Source organism: Rhodococcus parequi (assembly GCF_046042785.1).
GTDB lineage: Bacteria > Actinomycetota > Actinomycetes > Mycobacteriales > Mycobacteriaceae > Prescottella > Prescottella parequi.
The window spans coordinates 844,781-861,595 of the sequence record NZ_JBDLNV010000001.1 but is presented as its reverse complement, the minus strand read 5'-3'; the positions used below and the strand labels follow the sequence as shown (position 1 = coordinate 861,595).

Genomic DNA, 16,815 nt, shown 5'->3' with positions numbered 1-16,815 from the left:
TAACTACTTGCCTCCTGCCGGTTCCACCGCGGCCGTATCGAGAATTCCCGGCAGCGCCGCGACGAATCCTTCCGCCTGCTCCTCGGTCAAGATCAGCGGGGGTGCCAACCGGACCACGCCGGGCTGCGCCGCGTTGACGAGGTAGCCGGCCTCGCGGGCGGCGGTCTCGACCGCCGGCGCGACATCGTCGGTGAGCACGACACCCAGCAGTAGCCCCGAGCCGCGGACGTGGTCGACGAGCGGATGCCCGAGACCCTCGATGCCCGCGGAGAGCACCTTGCCCAGGTTGTCGGCGTGCGACAGAAGATCCTCCGCGGCGATCGTCTTCAGCACCGCCAGCGCCGCCGACGCGCACACCGGGTTGCCGCCGAACGTGGTGCCGTGCTTGCCCGGTCCGAACAGTTCCGCGGCCGCGCCGGTCGCGATGCACGCGCCGATCGGCATGCCGCCGCCGAGGCCCTTCGCGAGCGTCATGACGTCGGGCACGATGCCCGCGGCCTGATGCGCGTAGAACCAGCCGGTGCGGCCGATACCGGTCTGCACCTCGTCGAGGATCAGTAGCGCACCCCGCTCGGCGGTGATCTTCCGGGCGCCCGCCAGGTAGCCCTCGGGCGGCACGACGACGCCGCCCTCACCCATGATCGGCTCGAGGAACACCGCGGCGGTGTCCTCGTCGACGGCCCGGTCGAGCGCCGCGAGGTCGCCGTAGGGCACGTGCTCGACGCCCGGTGGCATCGGCTCGAACGGAGCGCGCTTGTCGGGCTGTCCGGTGAGCGCCAGGGCGCCCATCGTCCGGCCGTGGAACGCCTTCTCGGCCGCGATGATCTTGCGCCGCCCGGTGGCCCGGGCCAGCTTGAATGCGGCCTCGTTGGCCTCGGTGCCCGAGTTGCACAGGAACACCCGGCCCGTCACCGAGCCGGCGTTGTCGCCCACGCCCAGGTGCGCGAGCAGGTGCTCGGCCAGCTCGACGGCAGGCTCGCTCGCGTACAGGTTCGACACGTGCCCGAGCGTCGACAGCTGCGTCGTGACCGCCTCGACGATCGCCGGGTGCGCATGCCCCAGGATGTTCACGGCGATACCCGCGAGCAGATCCAGGTACTGCTTGCCGTCCGCGTCGGTGACGACCGCGCCCTCACCACGGACCAGCGCCACCCGCGGCACGCCGTAGGTGTTCATCAGTGCGCCGGACCAGCGCTGCTGGAGATCCGTCGTGGCAGTCATGCCAGTCCTTCCGTGAGTGCGATCTGGGGTTCGGAGGCGGGAACGACCATCGTGCCGATGCCCTCCCCGGTGAAGAGTTCGAGCAGAACCGCGTGCGCGACGCGGCCGTCGATGACGTGTGCGGTCGGCACGCCACCCTCGACGGCGCGCAGGCAGGCCTCCATCTTGGGGACCATGCCCGCGTCGAGGCTCGGCAGCAGCTGACGCAGTGCGGCCGTGTCGATCTCGGTCGCGAGCGACGAGCGGTCGGGCCAGTCGGTGTACAGCCCCTCGACGTCGGTGAGGACGACGAGCTTCTCGGCACCGATCGCCTCCGCCAGGGCCGCGGCGGCAGTGTCGGCGTTGATGTTGTGCACGACGCCGTCCTCGTCGGGCGCGATCGTCGACACGACCGGAATGCGTCCGGCCGCAATGAGATCGAGCACCGCCGCCGGGTTGACGGTGGTGACGTCACCGACCAGTCCGATGTCGGTGGCCGCGCCGTCGACCTGCACGGTCCGGCGCGTCGCCGTGAACAGCCGCGCGTCCTCACCGGAGATGCCGACGGCGAACGGGCCGTGCGCATTGATCAGGCCGACGAGTTCGCGGCCGACCTGACCGAACAGCACCATGCGGACGACGTCCATGACCTCGGGCGTCGTGACGCGGAAGCCCCCGCGGAATTCGCCCTCCATGCCGAGGCGTTTCAGCATCGCGTTGATCTGCGGGCCGCCGCCGTGCACGACGACCGGGTGGATGCCGATGGTGCGCAGGAAGGCCATGTCGGCCGCGAACGCGCTCTTGAGCTCGTCGTCGATCATCGCGTTGCCGCCGTACTTGATCACGACGATCTTGTCGTGGAAACGCTGCAGCCACGGCAGCGCCTCGGCGAGGACGTACGCCTTCTGGCTCGACGTCAGGTTCTGGATGCTCGCGCTCATGACGAGTACGCCGAGTTCTCTTCGACGTACGCGTGCGAGAGGTCGGTGGTCCGGATGGACGCGCTGTGCTCACCGACCCCGAGTGCGATCGTCAGGTCGATGTCCATTCCGGACAGGTCCACCTCCCGGGCGCCGGGCGCGCCGACGCCGTCGATGCAGACGGGATTGCCGTTGAACGACACAGCGATCCGGTCCGGATCCAGTTCGATCGGTGCGATGCCGACGGCGGCCAGCACCCGGCCCCAGTTGGGGTCGGAGCCGAACAGCGCCGTCTTGACCAGGCTGTCGCGGGCGACGGTGCGGGCCGCGACGAGCGCGTCCTGCTCGGACGCGGCACCGCTGACGGTGACGCGGACCCGCTTGGTGACACCCTCCGCGTCGGCCATCATCTGCTCGGCCAGGTCGTCGCACACCGCGAGGACGGCGGCGTTGAGCTCGTCCTGCGAGGGCGTGACGGAGCTGGCGCCGGACGACAGCAGCAGCACGGTGTCGTTGGTGGAGGTGGCGCCGTCGACGTCGAGCCGGTCGAACGTCATCCGCGTCGCGTGCCGCAGTGCCTCGTCGAGCTGCTGCGCGGAGGCGGCGGCGTCGGTGGTGACGACGCACAGCATCGTCGCGAGCGACGGCGCGAGCATGCCCGCGCCCTTGGCCATACCGCCGACGTTCCACTTGTCGGCGTGGTGCAGCGCCGCCTGCTTCGGCACGGTGTCGGTGGTCATGATGGCGTGAGCGGCGTCGGTACCACCGGAGATACCGCCGGCCAGTTCGTGCACGATCTCGGTGACGCCGGCGAGGATCTTGTCCATCGGCAGCCGGTCGCCGATCAGGCCGGTCGAGCACACCGCGACCTCGATCGCGCCGGTCTCGGTGCCCCAGTCGCTGAGCGATGCAGCCACGTGCTCGGCCGTCTTGTGGGTGTCCTGGAAGCCGGGGGCACCGGTGCAGGCGTTGGCACCGCCCGAGTTCAGGACGACGGCCCGCAGCCGCCCGGTGGTGAGTACCTGCTGCGACCACAGCACGGGTGCGGCCTTGACCTTGTTGGCGGTGAACACGCCCGCCGCCGCAAGCTCGGGCCCCTCGTTGAACACCAGCGCGAGGTCGGAGCGGCCGCTGGCCTTGATCCCGGCCTCGATGCCCGCGGCCCGGAAACCGGCGGGTGCGGTGACACCCTGGCTGCGGATCAGCCGGCCACCGGCGGTCTCGACCGCGTCGGGTGCAGCGAACTCGGATTCGGATGTCACGGAGCAACTCCCACAGTCGAGAGACCATCGGTCTCGGGTAGGCCCAGGGCCAGGTTCATGGATTGGACGGCACCGCCGGCGGTGCCCTTGGTGAGGTTGTCCATCGCGGCGACCACGACGAGGAGTCCGGCGTCGGCGTCCACTGCGACCGCGATCTGGACGGCGTTCGAGCCGACGACGGCACCGGTCTGCGGCAGCTGCCCCTCCGGGAGCACGTGCAGGAACGGCTCGTCCTTGTAGGCCTTCTCGTAGACGGCGCGGATCTCGTCCGCGCTCGCGGTGGTCGGTGCCGTGCACGTCGCGAGGATGCCGCGCGGCATGGGCGCGAGCACCGGCGTGAACGACACCGTCACCTCGGTGCCCGCGGCAGCGGAGAGGTTCTGCTTGATCTCGGGGGTGTGCCGGTGCGCACCACCGATGCCGTAGGCCCGGACCGAGCCCATGATCTCGGCGCCGAGAAGTTCCGCCTTGGGCGCCCGTCCGGCGCCGGACGCACCGCTGACGGCGACCACGTTGACCCGCGGCTCGACGACGCCCGCGGCGACGGCCGGAGCCATCGCCAGCGACGACACCGTCGGGTAGCAGCCGGGTACCGCGATCCGGGTGGCGCCGACGAGCTTGTCCCGGCCGCCCGGCAGTTCCGGCAGACCGTACGGCCAGCTACCCGCGTGCGGGCTGCCGTAGTACTTCTCCCACGCGGCGGCATCGGTGAGCCGGAAGTCCGCACCGCAGTCGATGATCACGGCGGACTCGGGGAGCTGCTCCGCGATCTCGGCAGACTTGCCGTGCGGCAGGCCCAGGAAGACCACGTCGTGCCCGGACAGGCTCTCGATGTCGGTGGGGCCGAGAACGCGGTCGGCCAGCGGCAGCAGGTGCGGATGGTGCGAGCCCAGCGTGGTCCCGGCGTTGCCGCCTGCGGTGAGCGCGCCGATCACGAGCGAGCCGTCACGGTAGGCGGGATGCCCGAGGAGCAGGCGCAGAACCTCGCCGCCCGCGTACCCGCTGGCGCCGGCGATCGCGACCTTGATCGTCGGTCGGCTACCGGCCGTCGAAGCTTCGGAGTCTCCAGAAGTACCCATACGGATGATTATGCACCATCATGCAAATCTATTCATCCACACATCGTCGCAGCGGCAACACGTGGACCGCGCCCGATCGGCCTGCCCGGTCATCCCACCCGGACGGGCGTGAGTTCCGGACGCTTCGCGACACGGTCGGCTCCCGACGACGTGCCGCGCACGCGGCGCCCGAGCCACGGCCCGAGGAACCGGACCGCCCACTCGGCGTCCGCACGCAGACGGCCCGGCACGGTGACCGGCGGGAGCGGACCCAGGCTGTCCTGCCACGCCAGATCGGTGCCGGGGAGCCCCAGCACCGTGGCAGCCGCGGCGGCCAGCCGGTCGTGGCCGTCCGCGTTGAGGTGCAGTCGATCCCAACTCCACAACCGCGGGTCGGTCGAGACCGGGTACATCTCGAGGTCGATCACCGCGACGCCGTGCCGGGTCGCCGCCGCACGGATCTCGGTGTTCAGCGCCGAGATCCGGGCCATGATCGCGCGCCCTCCCGGCATCCCTGCGCCGAGCGTGGGAAAGGCCATCGTCAACACCTGGGCGCCCGACGCGGTCAGCGCGTCGAACGCGATCTCCAACTCCCCCGCGATCGCGGTGGGCTCGAACTTCGGTCGCAACAGATCGTTGACGCCGGCGACGACGGACGCCAGGTCGGGCCGCAACGCCAGCGCGGGGGCCAGTTGTTCTTCACGCACCTGCCGCGCCAACCGGCCACGGATGGCCAGGTTGGCGTAGCGCACGTCGGGGTCGATCTCCGCGAGCCGCTCGGCGAGCCGGTCCGCCCAGCCGCGGTAGCCCGTCAGGTCGTCCCCGTCGTTGAGTCCTTCACTCTGACTGTCACCGATCGCCACGAACCGACTGAACACGGTCCTCCCCTTCATCGCTGCCGCACCTGTGGGACGAGCCTAGAACTCCGTCCTCGGGCCCGATCCCGGGGTCACCGATCCTTCATCGATCGGCGAATCTTCTCGAGCCTGTCGCGACCGGCCTTCTCGCGCGCCTGCCACTGGTCGTCGAGGTCCCGGCCCGCTCGGCTCTCGCGTTCGAGTTCCTCCGAGCCGAGTGCCGTGCCGAACCGCTCCTCGATCCGGTCACGCACCCGATCGAAGGTCGGGACACCGGCATCGGTGTAGTCGAGCCCGGCCGGCGGGGTGGACTCGATCGTCCCCGGCGGGGCCGAGCCGATCATCGTCGGCGGCGGAACGTCCGGGGGCGCAGTGGGACGCGACGGATCGGGCGGAACGTCGGGCGTGTGTCCACCGCCCGCCAAGAGCATCGATGCCGCGGCGTGAACGGGAGCGAGCGTGGGTCGACCCGCGGTGGCCGCGAGCACGACCGCCAGCAACTCCGCGTCGTCCAGCCCGTTCAGACGCGTCAGCGTTTCGTCCGGATCAACCATGAGGGGCTCCTCTCGACAGCCACTGTCCAGGCTACCGAGAGGAGCCCCGCCCCGGTCGAACTGCAGTGTCAGCCGCGCAGGACCGCACCCACGGCATCCGCGGCCGCGGCGACGGCCGCGTCGCGGGCGGCACTGGCCTCGTCCTCGGTGAGCGTGCGATCGGCACCGCGGAACCGCAGCGCGAACGCCAGCGACTTGCGCCCCTCGCCCACCTGCTCGCCCTCGAACACGTCGAACAGGCGGATGTCCTCGAGCAGTTCGCCGCCGCCACTGCGCAGCGCCGCCTCGACCGCGGCCGCGGACACCGACGCATCGACGACGACCGCGACATCCTGCAGGACCGCCGGGAACGGCGAGATCCGCGGGGCCGGAAGCACTTCGGTGACGGGCAGCGCGTCGAGATCGATCTCGACCGCACACGTGCGGGCGGGCAGCCCGGCGCGCTCGAGCACCGCGGGATGCAGTTCGCCGGCGTGGCCGACGACTGTGCCGTCGAAGACGACCTCGGCGCAGCGACCCGGATGCCACGGCAGGTACTGCGCGGCACGCAGCTCCACGGTGACGCCGGCGGCGTCGGCGATCGTCCGGACGACGGCGAACGCGTCGGACGCCTCGACGGCGCGACCCGGACCCCACGGACCCGACGGCTCGCGCATCCCCGACAGCACGACGGCGACGTGCAGGGGCTGCGCGGGCAGCGACTTCAACAATTCGGCGATCTGCTCGTCGGTGGGCCGGCGATCCACCGGCAACGCGTCGACAGGCTTGGTGTCGGGACCGGGCTGGACCACCTGCGCGACGCCGTACAGCGCGACGTCGCGCTGACCGCGGGACACGTTGCGTGCCAGCACCTCGAGCATGCCCGGCAGCAGCGTCGTGGCCAACTCCGGACGATCCGACTCGAGCGGGTTCAGCACCTTGGTGGTGTTGCGGCGCGGATCGTCGGCGTCGAGGCCCCAGGTGTCGAACACCGCGTGCGGCAGGAACACCGGCGGCAGGATCTCGACGCAGCCCGACGCCGCCAGCATGCGGCCGACGGCACGACGCCGACGCTGCTGCGGCGTGAGACCGCGACCAGCGGGGGCGTGCGGCAGCACCGACGGGATCTGCTCGAGGCCTTCGAGCCGCAGCACCTCCTCGACCAGGTCGGCGGGCTGCGTCAGGTCCGGACGCCACGACGGCGGCGTGACGACGAGTTGACCGTGACCGGTCTCGCTCACACCGATCTCGACGGTGCAGCCGATCTGCGTCAGCCGACGCGCGGCGGTGCCGTTCGGGTAGGCCACGCCGGCCACCCGGTCGGGCAGATCGATGTCCATGCGGATCTGGCCGGCCGGCGTCACGCCGCCCACGTCGGTGAGGACCGGTTCGACGGTGCCGCCCGCGATCTCGACGAGCAGCGCGGCGGCGCGGTCGAGGGCAGGCAGCGCCACCTCGGGGTCCACGACGCGCTCGTAGCGCTTGCTGGCCTCGCTGATCAGCTTGTGCCGCCGCGACGTCTTGAACACCGCCAGCGGATCCCACGTGGCGGACTCGAGCAGGATGTCGGTGGTGCCGTCGTGGACCTCGGTGGAGGCGCCGCCCATGACACCCGCGAGCGACACCGCGCCCGAGTCGTCGGCGATCACCACGTCCTCGGCGGACAGGGTGCGCTCGATGCCGTCGAGGGTGGTGAGCTTCTCCCCCTCCTGCGCGCGGCGCACGACGAGGCCGCCCTGGACCTTCGCGGCGTCGAACGCGTGCAGCGGCTGCCCGAGCTCGAGCAACACGTAGTTGGTGACGTCGACGGCCGGCGAGATCGGCCGCACACCCGACATCAGCAGGCGGCGTTGCAGCCACCACGGGCTGACGGCCTTCGGGTCGATACCCGTGATCCGGCGGGCCGTGAAACGTGTGGCCGCGGACTCCGGCTCGAGCGTGATCGGCCACGCCTCGCCGCCGTCGGACGGCAGCGGTGAGATCGCCGCGGGATCGGCGAACTCGAGGTCGAATCCACACGCCAGTTCGCGGGTCAGACCACGCACCGAGAAGCAGTAGCCGCGGTCGGGCGTGATGTTCAGCTCGATGACGGTGTCGTCGAGGCCCAGCAGCACGTTGGCATCGGTACCCGGCTCGGCCGTGCCCGGCTCGAGCACCAGGATGCCGGAGTGGTCCTTGCCGATGCCCAGCTCGGACGCCGAGCACATCATGCCGTTGGACACCTTGCCGTACGTCTTGCGGGACGCGATCGCGAACCCGCCGGGCAGCACCGCGCCCGGCAGTGCGGCGATCACCAGGTCGTCCTGCGCGAAGTTCCGGGCACCGCAGACGATCTCCTGCGGCTCGTCGGCGCCGACGTCCACCTTGCAGAACCGGATCGGCTTCTTGAACTCGGTGAGTTCCTCGATCTCGAGCACCCGGCCCACCACCAGGGGTCCGGTCACCGGCTCGAGGGTGTCGACCTCCTCCACCTCGAGACCGACGCGGACGAACCCGGCGTCAAGTTCTTCGGGGCTCACCTGCCACTCGGGGGTCGCCCGCTGCAGGATGTCGGTCAGCCACGATTGCGCTACTCGCACGTCTTCTCAGCTCTCTCGTTCTCGTCGCGATCAGGCCTGGACACCGAAGGGCAGCGTGAATCGCACGTCGCCCTCGACGATGTCGCGCATGTCGGGAATGCCGTTCCGGAACTGCAGGGTTCGCTCGAGACCCATACCGAACGCGAAGCCGGAGTACTCGTCGGGATCGATCCCGCTCGCGCGCAGCACGTTCGGGTTGACCATGCCGCAGCCGCCCCACTCGACCCAGCCCGCGCCGCCCTTCTTGTTCGGGAACCACACGTCCACCTCGGCGGACGGCTCGGTGAACGGGAAGTAGTTGGGACGCATGCGCGTACGCGTGTCGGGCCCGAACAGCGCCCGCGCGAACGCGTCGAGCGTGCCGCGCAGGTGCGCCATCGTCAGGCCCTTGTCCACCGCGAGCCCCTCGACCTGAGAGAAGACCGGGGTGTGTGTGGCGTCGAGTTCGTCGGTGCGGAACGTGCGGCCGGGGCACACCACGTAGATCGGGATCTCCCGCGAGAGCATCGTCCGGACCTGCACCGGCGACGTGTGGGTGCGCAGCACCTGCCGCGAGCCCTCCGGGGCGATGTGGAACGTGTCCTGCATCGTCCGCGCCGGATGGTCGGGCAGGAAGTTGAGCGCATCGAAGTTGAAGTGCTCGGTCTCGACCTCGGGCCCCTCGGCCACCTCCCAGCCCATGCCGACGAACACGTCGGCGATCTGCTCGGAGATGATCGTGATGGGGTGCCGGGCGCCGGCCGGACGGCGGTCCGACGGCAGCGTCACGTCGATCGCCTCGGCGACCAGGACGGCCGCGTCGCGTTCGGCGAGCAGCACCTCGCGGCGGGCCTCGAACGCCGTCGTCACCCTCGTGCGTGCGACGTTGACGCGCTTGCCCGCGTCGGCCCGCTCGTTGCCGGGCAACGCACCCAGTCCGCGCTTGGCCAGCGCGATGGGGGCCTTGTCGCCGAGATGCTCGGTCTTGGCCTTGGCGAGTGCGTCGAGATCGGCGGACGCCGCGAAGGCCTCCTCGGCCGCGAGCGCCGCGGCGTTCAGCGACTCCTCGGTGAGCGCATTCGCATCGACAGTCGGCGGGGCGCCGCCCTCATTCTTAGCCACGACCGGTGCAACTCCTTGTCTATCGATGGATATCAGCGCGCGCAGGCACAACACTCGAATCCTAGGCGATTGCCCCAGGACGACTCGAACGAGTTCGTGGTCCGGTCAGGACTGCCGGCCCTGCACCCGCGCGCTGGCGTACAGGCAGATCGACGCCGCCGTCGCCAAGTTCAGACTCTCGGCTCGGCCTCGGATCGGAATCCGCACCCGATGATCGGCACGCGCAGCCACCGCGGAATCGAGTCCGTGGGCCTCGTTGCCGAACAGCCACGCGGTGGGGCGGGCCAACAGATCGTCGGCCTCGTCGAGATCGACCTCGCCGTCGGCCGCGGTGGCCAGGACCTGGATGCCTGCCGACGTCAGAGCGTCGAGCACGGCGTCGACGTTGCGTTCCCGCACGATCGGGATGTGGAACAGGCTGCCCGCGGAGGATCGCACGCATTTGCCGTTGTGGGGATCCACGCTGTCACCGGCCAGGATCGCGGCGTCGGCACCGACCGCGTCGGCCACCCGGATGACCGTGCCGGCGTTGCCGGGTTCACTGATCGCGACGGGGACCGCCAGAAGGCGCGTCCGCGACGTCACCGCGGTGTCCAGCGAGACGTCGAGCAGATCGCACACCGCCACGACGCCGGGAGGCGTCACGGTGTCGCTGAGGGCGCGGATCGCCCGGTCGGTGACAAGCGAACTACGCACGCCCTCGGCGTCGGCCCGCTCGATCAGCTGGGGGTAGCGCTCGGCGGCCTGCTCGGTGAAGAACAGCTCGTGCACGGGGACGGACACCAGAGCCTCGGCGACGGCGTTCTCGCCCTCGACGAGGAAGCGCCCCGTCTTCCTGCGCTCTGCGCCGCGCAGGAGCTTGACAGCAGAAACGACCCGCGGAGTCCGTTCGGTGAACGGGTCCACGGGTCGATTCCGGAACTGCTGACTCAGGCCGCTTCTCCGGCCGGAGCGTTGACGTCGGCCGGGAGGGCAGCCTTCGCGACGGCCACCAGACCGGCGAACGCAGCGGCGTCGGAGACGGCCAGCTCGGCGAGGATCTTGCGGTCGACCTCGACACCCGCAGCCTTGAGGCCCTGGATGAAGCGGTTGTACGTGATGTCGTTGGCGCGAGCCGCAGCGTTGATACGCGCGATCCACAGCTTCCGGAAGTCACCCTTGCGCGCGCGACGGTCACGGTAGGCGTAGGTCATCGAGTGGAGCTGCTGCTCCTTGGCCTTGCGGTACAGACGCGAACGCTGTCCGCGGTAGCCGCTCGAGGCCTCGAGAATCGAACGACGCTTCTTCTGGGCGTTGACTGCCCTCTTTACGCGTGCCACTGCAAAATCCTGTCAATCTGTCGGGGCGCGGACGCACCCCGTGCGGTCAAGTAGGGGAAGAAATCAGATGCCGAGCAGGCGCTTGATGCGGGGCGCATCGGCGTCGGCGACGACGGCAACGCCGTCGAGACGACGGGTGACACGCGAGCTCTTGTGCTCGAGCAGGTGGCGACGTCCGGCCTTCTGGCGCAGGATCTTTCCGCTACCGGACACCTTGAATCGCTTCGCGGTGCCGCTGTGGGTCTTCGACTTGGGCATGGAGTCCTCAGTTCTTGTGTTCTGTACTTCGGTCTTCGTGAAGTGGCCCGGGCGGCCGACTACGCGCTCGGCGTGGGGGCAGCGCCACCCTCGCCCGCGGCAGGCTTCGGCTGCGCAGCCTGAACTTCTTCCTGCGCCTTCGCGCGGGTCTTCGCACCCTTGTGCGGCGCCAGCACCATCGTCATGTTGCGACCGTCCTGCTTCGCGGACGTTTCCACGAAGCCGAGATCGGCGACGTCGGCACCCAGACGCTGCAGCAGGCGGAACCCGAGCTCGGGGCGGGACTGCTCACGACCACGGAACATGATCGTGACCTTGACCTTGGATCCGGCCTCGAGGAAGCGGATCACGTTGCGCTTCTTGGTCTCGTAGTCGTGATCGTCGATCTTCGGACGAAGCTTCTGCTCCTTGATCACGGTCTGCTGCTGGTTCTTACGCGACTCACGCGCCTTCTGCGCGGTCTCGTACTTGAATTTGCCGTAGTCCATGATCTTGCAGACCGGCGGACGGGCGTCCGGCGCGACCTCGACCAGGTCGAGGTCGGCTTCGAGTGCGACGCGAAGCGCATCCTCGACACGCACGATCCCAACCTGCTCACCACCCGGTCCGATGAGGCGAACCTCGGGGACGCGGATGCGCTCGTTGATGCGGGTCTCGGTGCTGATGGGGCCTCCTAGGTAGTGCGGTGCAGTCCGTTGACCGCGCCGCAGCCCGTGCGCCCTTACCCCAACAAGAAAGCCCCGCGTCGACGAGTGAACGTCGTGCGGGGCCCGATGTCGACCGGTTCGATACAGAATCCGAAACCTCGGACAGTGCATCCCTTCGATTGCTCGAAGGAGCCGACCGGCGTTACCACCGGGCGGCGACCGGACCACTGAACTGCACCAGGGGTGCCGCGCAGAGGTGGGAGTCGGACTCCACTTTGCTGCCCTGGCCGAAGCCGAGGGCGGTCGTGACGAACAGAGTAACACCTCAGGCGGGAGGGATCGAATCGACCGCGAGCCCACCACCCACCCGATCCGCAACCCGTTCGCGGATGGAATCCTGACAGCATGACGCAGAACCCCGATCCGGCCGAAGCCGTTCAGCACGCCGAGGACGATCTCGACGACATCCGCGAACTCGCGGACGTGCCCGCCATCGAGGTGATCAGCCGCGCCGCCGTCATGCTCATGAGCTCGGCCGCCGAGAAGCTGGGGTTGTCCGACGAGAGCCCGGAAAACAGCCCGCACCTCGACCTGGACGAAGCGCGTCGCGTGATCACCGCGCTCGCCGGGCTGGTCACCGCATCGGTCGAGTACCTCGGACCGCACGCCGGCCCGATCCGCGAGGGACTCCAAGCCCTCCAGAAGGCCTTCCGGGAGACGTCGGCGCACCCCGACGAACCCGGCAAGGGCCCGGGAGAGAAGTACACCGGCCCGGTGTACTGAGCACACGGTGCACAATCCGAAACTGATGCGCTGTTTTCCCTTCCGTCCCGTCTGCCACATTGGTAGCGTCCCCACCGCGTGATGCACATCACGCAACTCCCCCACCACGCGTCCTCGACCGAGGACAACCTAAGGAGAACGAATGGGATCGATCGGCGACATCTTCAGCGGCCTGCTCGGCGCCATCACCAACGGTGACATCGACATCACCGCCCTGCTCACCCAGCTGCTCGCGGGCTCCTCGGAGCAGCAGCAGGGCGGCGGCGGCCAGTAAGGTCCCGGAACTTCCCGGCGGCGGAGGCATTCATGCCTCCGCCGCCGTTTTGTTTGCCCGCGACACCTACCGGCTTCGTCCGCGACCTAGCCTCACCTCATGGCCGCTGCACACAAGACCCACGCCACCGACGCGAGCGTCGACGCGTTCATCGAGAACGTGCCGAATCCGATCAGGCGGGCAGACGCGCGGCGCCTTCGATCGATCATGGAAGACGCAGTCGGCGAACCCGCCGTGATGTGGGGGACGAGCATCGTGGGCTTCGGCGTCCGCACCTACCGGTACGCCAGCGGACGAACGGGACGGACACCACTTGTCGGCTACTCCCCCAGAGCGGCTGCACTGAGCCTCTATCTGACCCTCGACTTCGATGAGGAGTCAGTCGCACTCGACGGACTCGGCCCTCACAAGGTCGGCACGAGCTGTCTCTACATCACCCGACTGGACTCGGTCGACGAGCACACCCTGGTCGGTCTGATCACCCGCTCCGCGGCCGCCGCGCGTCGCCTCGACATCTCCTGACCCCGCGCCACGCCATGCCGACGCGGGCGCCGGCAACGCTCCCACCAGCAAATATTGGACATATGTCCAGTTTAGGCCCTGGCCTGCGGATACCCGTCGCCGATTGGCGAAAAACCGGTTCTCGAAAACCGCCCCGATTCGGGCCGTCGTGTTGGTAGCGTAACCGTCGCGTGATCAAGGAGTGATCCAGATCACGCATACCCCCCACTGGGCCCCTCCCCGCGAGGGACCGATTCGAAGGAGAAAATCATGGGATCGATCAGCGAAGTTCTTCCCGGCCTGATCAGCGCGCTCAGCAGCGGCGACCTTGACATCACCGCACTGCTGGGCTCCCTGCTCGGCGGTTCTTCCGAGCAGCAGCAGCCGTCCTGATTCGGTCCGCTGACAGCTTGACGGCGGTGGGAAACCTCGGTTTCCCACCGCCGTTCGCTTGTCGGAAGTCGGATCGTTTCGGCTACCCGACCGCCGCTGTCTTCCGAGCGCGCTTCCGGGGCGCAGCAGTGGACCTGCCCGCGGCAGACTTCCGGGGCGCAGCAGCACCCTTGGCAGCCGCCGTCGGCGCCAACACTTCCTCGAGGAACCGTCCCGTGTAACTGCCCGGCACCGCCGCGACGTCCTCGGGTGTGCCCTCGGCGACCACGGTGCCGCCACCGGATCCACCCTCGGGTCCCATGTCGATGACCCAGTCGGATGTCTTGATGACATCGAGGTTGTGCTCGATCACGATCACCGTGTTGCCCTTGTCGACGAGACCGTTGACAACCTTGAGCAGCTTCCGGATGTCCTCGAAATGCAGACCGGTCGTGGGCTCGTCCAGCACGTAGACCGTGCGCCCGGTGGACCGCTTCTGCAGTTCCGCGGCCAGCTTCACGCGCTGCGCTTCACCACCCGACAGGGTCGGTGCCGGCTGGCCCAGTCGGACGTACCCGAGTCCCACCTCGACGAGCGTCTTGAGATAGCGGTGGATCGACGTGACCGGCTCGAAGAACTCCGCGGCCTCCTCGATCGGCATGTCGAGCACCTCGGCGATCGTCTTACCCTTGTAGTGCACCTCCAGCGTCTCCCGGTTGTACCGGGCGCCGTGACAGACCTCGCACGGAACGTAGACGTCGGGCAGGAAGTTCATCTCGATCTTCAGGGTGCCGTCGCCGGAACACGCCTCGCACCGGCCGCCCTTGACGTTGAACGAGAACCGGCCCGGCTGGTATCCGCGCACCTTGGCCTCGGTGGTCGCGGCGAACAGCGTACGGATCTTGTCGAAGACACCCGTGTAGGTGGCGGCGTTGGACCGAGGGGTCCGGCCGATCGGCGACTGGTCGACCTGGACCAGCTTGTCGAGTTGATCGAGGCCGTTGATCCGAGTGTGGCGACCCGGCACCTGACGGGCACCGTTGAGCTTGTTCGCCATCACGGTGGCCAGGATGTCGTTGACGAGCGTCGACTTACCGGAACCGGACACACCGGTGACGGAGGTGAGGACCCCTAGGGGGAAGCTGACGTCGATGCCCGCGAGATTGTTCTCGCGCGCTCCCACGACGGTGATCTGCCGCTTCCGGTCCACCGCGCGCCGTTCGGCCGGCACCTCGATGACACTGCGACCGGACAGATACGCGCCGGTCAGCGACTCGGTGTTGTCCAGCAACTCCTTGTACGTGCCGCTGTGCACCACACGACCGCCGTGCTCCCCGGCGAGCGGGCCGATGTCGACGACCCAGTCCGACGTCCGGATGGTGTCCTCGTCGTGTTCGACGACGATGAGCGTATTGCCGAGATCGCGGAGTCTCGTGAGTGTCTCGATGAGACGTCGGTTGTCCCGCTGATGCAGGCCGATTGACGGCTCGTCGAGTACGTACAGGACACCGACGAGCCCGGAACCGATCTGCGTGGCCAACCGGATGCGCTGCGCCTCGCCACCCGAAAGGGTGCCGGCGGCTCGCGCCAACGACAGGTACTCGAGCCCGACGTCCAGCAGGAAGCCGAGTCGTGCCTGGACTTCCTTGAGGACCTGCCCGGCGATCGCTTCCTCGCGAGCACCCAGAGTGAGGCTGTTCAGGAACGCTGCGCAGTCGGCGATGGAGAGCTCACAGACCTGTGCGATCGACTTCTTGCCGTACGTCTCGGACGAGATCGTGACCGACAGGATCTCGGGGCGCAGTCGGGCACCGTTGCAGGCGGGACACGGAACATCGCGCATGTACCCGTCGTAGCGTTCCTTCATCTGCTCGGACTCGGTCTGCTCGAGCCGGCGGTGCAGGAACGGCATGACGCCCTCGAACTCGGCGTAGTACGAGCGCGTCCGCCCGTACCGGTTCTTGTACTTGACGTGCACCTGCTCGGTGCTGCCTTCGAGGATCGCCCGCCGAGCCTTGGCGGGCAGCTTGTTCCACGGCGTCGCCATGTCGAAGCCCATGATGTCGCCGAGACCCGACAGCAGGCGACCGAAGTACTCCGAACTCTGGCCCATCGACCACGGCGCGATGGCACCGTCCTCGAGGGTGAGTTCCGGGTCGGGCACCACCAGGTCCGGGTCGACCTCCTTGCGGATGCCGAGGCCCGTGCACTCAGGACACGCGCCGTACGGCGAGTTGAAGGAGAAAGACCGGGGTTCGAGATCGTCGATCGACAGCGGGTGCGCGTTGGGGCACGCCAGCTTCTCGGAGAACCTCCGCTCGCGGTCCGCGGCATTCTCGTCCCGGTCGACGAAGTCGAGCACCACGATGCCGTCGGCCAGCCGCAGTGCCGTCTCGACGGAGTCGGTGAGCCGCTGCTTCGCACTCGCTTTGACGGTGAGGCGGTCGACGACCACCTCGATGTCGTGCTTCTCCTGCTTCTTCAGCTTCGGCGGATCGGTGAGCTGGTGGATGACGCCGTCGACGCGCACACGCGAGTAACCCTGCGTGTTGAGCTGCTCGAACAGGTCGACGAACTCGCCCTTGCGGGTGCGGACCACGGGGGCGAGGACCTGGAACTTGGTTCCCCCCTCCATCTCGAGCACCTGGTCGACGATCTGCTGCGGCGTCTGCCGCGCGATCTGCTCGCCACACACGGGGCAGTGGGCAGTACCCGCACGCGCGTACAGCAGACGCAGGTAGTCGTACACCTCGGTGATGGTGCCCACGGTCGAGCGCGGATTGCGGTTGGTGGACTTCTGGTCGATCGACACCGCGGGTGACAGACCCTCGATGAAGTCGACGTCCGGCTTGTCCATCTGACCGAGGAACTGCCGCGCGTACGCCGACAGCGACTCGACGTAGCGTCGCTGTCCCTCGGCGAAGATGGTGTCGAACGCGAGACTGGACTTTCCGGAGCCGGACAGACCGGTGAAGACGATCAGGCTGTCCCGGGGCAGATCGAGATTGATCCCTCGCAGATTGTGCTCCCGCGCACCTTGCACGATCAGGCGATCCGCCACACGTATTCCCTTCTCGGTACAGCCGTCATCGGACACTCGTCCGGGCGAAGCCCATGGTAGGCGTGGGCACCGACAAACTCGCCGACCAGC

At 68.8% G+C, this 16,815-nt stretch carries 17 protein-coding genes; 4 read left to right on the top strand and 13 right to left on the bottom strand.

All coding sequences use genetic code 11. The annotated features are described in order from the left end of the window. Positions 1-3: 3 nt before the first annotated feature. The 12 genes from ABEU20_RS04135 to infC all read right to left on the bottom strand — a co-directional run bounded on the left by ABEU20_RS04135 (position 4) and on the right by infC (position 11,797). Entirely contained in the window at positions 4-1,221 is a 1,218-nt protein-coding gene (locus ABEU20_RS04135) for an acetylornithine transaminase (protein WP_420163088.1), read from the bottom strand. Continuing rightward, positions 1,218-2,141: an acetylglutamate kinase gene (gene argB / locus ABEU20_RS04130; RefSeq protein ID WP_420163087.1), complete on the bottom strand. Its 924-nt coding sequence runs from the start codon at positions 2,139-2,141 to the stop codon at positions 1,218-1,220. The genes ABEU20_RS04135 and argB overlap by 4 nt, the downstream gene beginning before the upstream one ends. After that, positions 2,138-3,382: a bifunctional glutamate N-acetyltransferase/amino-acid acetyltransferase ArgJ gene (gene argJ / locus ABEU20_RS04125; RefSeq protein ID WP_420163086.1), complete on the bottom strand. Its 1,245-nt coding sequence runs from the start codon at positions 3,380-3,382 to the stop codon at positions 2,138-2,140. Before argJ ends, argB begins: the two co-directional genes overlap by 4 nt. After that, positions 3,379-4,461 (bottom strand): N-acetyl-gamma-glutamyl-phosphate reductase, encoded by a 1,083-nt coding sequence (gene argC / locus ABEU20_RS04120; RefSeq protein ID WP_420163085.1) that lies wholly within the window; start codon positions 4,459-4,461, stop codon positions 3,379-3,381. The genes argJ and argC overlap by 4 nt, the downstream gene beginning before the upstream one ends. Positions 4,462-4,550: 89 nt before the next feature. After that, entirely contained in the window at positions 4,551-5,333 is a 783-nt protein-coding gene (locus ABEU20_RS04115; protein ID WP_420163084.1) for an SGNH/GDSL hydrolase family protein, read from the bottom strand. A gap of 56 nt (positions 5,334-5,389) precedes the next feature. Further along, on the bottom strand, positions 5,390-5,851 hold the full coding sequence (locus ABEU20_RS04110) for a PspA/IM30 family protein (protein WP_420163083.1): 462 nt from the start codon (positions 5,849-5,851) through the stop codon (positions 5,390-5,392). Between the two features lie 68 nt (positions 5,852-5,919). After that, on the bottom strand, positions 5,920-8,409 hold the full coding sequence (pheT, locus tag ABEU20_RS04105) for a phenylalanine--tRNA ligase subunit beta (RefSeq protein ID WP_420163082.1): 2,490 nt from the start codon (positions 8,407-8,409) through the stop codon (positions 5,920-5,922). Between the two features lie 30 nt (positions 8,410-8,439). Then, a complete protein-coding gene (pheS, locus tag ABEU20_RS04100) occupies positions 8,440-9,510 on the bottom strand; it encodes a phenylalanine--tRNA ligase subunit alpha (RefSeq protein WP_420163081.1) in 1,071 nt (356 codons plus the stop codon). 105 nt (positions 9,511-9,615) lie between these two features. Continuing rightward, the gene (locus ABEU20_RS04095) at positions 9,616-10,416 is read right to left on the bottom strand and encodes a TrmH family RNA methyltransferase (RefSeq protein WP_420163080.1); all 801 of its coding nucleotides are present in this window, start codon (positions 10,414-10,416) and stop codon (positions 9,616-9,618) included. A gap of 23 nt (positions 10,417-10,439) precedes the next feature. Further along, positions 10,440-10,829, bottom strand: a complete 390-nt coding sequence (gene rplT, locus ABEU20_RS04090) for a 50S ribosomal protein L20 (protein WP_031938929.1) — start codon at positions 10,827-10,829, stop codon at positions 10,440-10,442. A gap of 63 nt (positions 10,830-10,892) precedes the next feature. Beyond that, positions 10,893-11,087 carry a 50S ribosomal protein L35 gene (gene rpmI, locus ABEU20_RS04085; RefSeq protein ID WP_225020818.1) on the bottom strand — a complete coding sequence of 65 codons (195 nt, stop codon included), beginning with the start codon at positions 11,085-11,087 and terminating at the stop codon, positions 10,893-10,895. Positions 11,088-11,146: 59 nt separating this feature from the next. Next, positions 11,147-11,797, bottom strand: a complete 651-nt coding sequence (gene infC, locus ABEU20_RS04080; RefSeq protein ID WP_420163148.1) for a translation initiation factor IF-3 — start codon at positions 11,795-11,797, stop codon at positions 11,147-11,149. Positions 11,798-12,139: 342 nt separating this feature from the next. Here infC and ABEU20_RS04075 point away from each other — a divergent pair, with 342 nt between their 5' ends. The 4 genes from ABEU20_RS04075 (at position 12,140) to ABEU20_RS04060 (ending at position 13,685) form a co-directional block, all read left to right on the top strand. Further along, entirely contained in the window at positions 12,140-12,517 is a 378-nt protein-coding gene (locus ABEU20_RS04075; protein ID WP_420163079.1) for a DUF1844 domain-containing protein, read from the top strand. A 142-nt stretch (positions 12,518-12,659) separates the two neighbouring features. Continuing rightward, positions 12,660-12,791 carry a hypothetical protein gene (locus ABEU20_RS04070; RefSeq protein WP_420163078.1) on the top strand — a complete coding sequence of 44 codons (132 nt, stop codon included), beginning with the start codon at positions 12,660-12,662 and terminating at the stop codon, positions 12,789-12,791. A gap of 99 nt (positions 12,792-12,890) precedes the next feature. Continuing rightward, entirely contained in the window at positions 12,891-13,313 is a 423-nt protein-coding gene (locus ABEU20_RS04065) for a DUF1801 domain-containing protein (protein ID WP_420163077.1), read from the top strand. Between the two features lie 249 nt (positions 13,314-13,562). Next, positions 13,563-13,685 carry a hypothetical protein gene (locus ABEU20_RS04060; protein WP_420163076.1) on the top strand — a complete coding sequence of 41 codons (123 nt, stop codon included), beginning with the start codon at positions 13,563-13,565 and terminating at the stop codon, positions 13,683-13,685. Positions 13,686-13,767: 82 nt separating this feature from the next. Here the strand turns inward: ABEU20_RS04060 and uvrA are convergent, their stop codons facing one another. Beyond that, positions 13,768-16,725, bottom strand: coding sequence for an excinuclease ABC subunit UvrA (gene uvrA / locus ABEU20_RS04055; RefSeq protein ID WP_420163075.1), 2,958 nt, complete (start codon positions 16,723-16,725; stop codon positions 13,768-13,770). Positions 16,726-16,815: the final 90 nt, after the last annotated feature.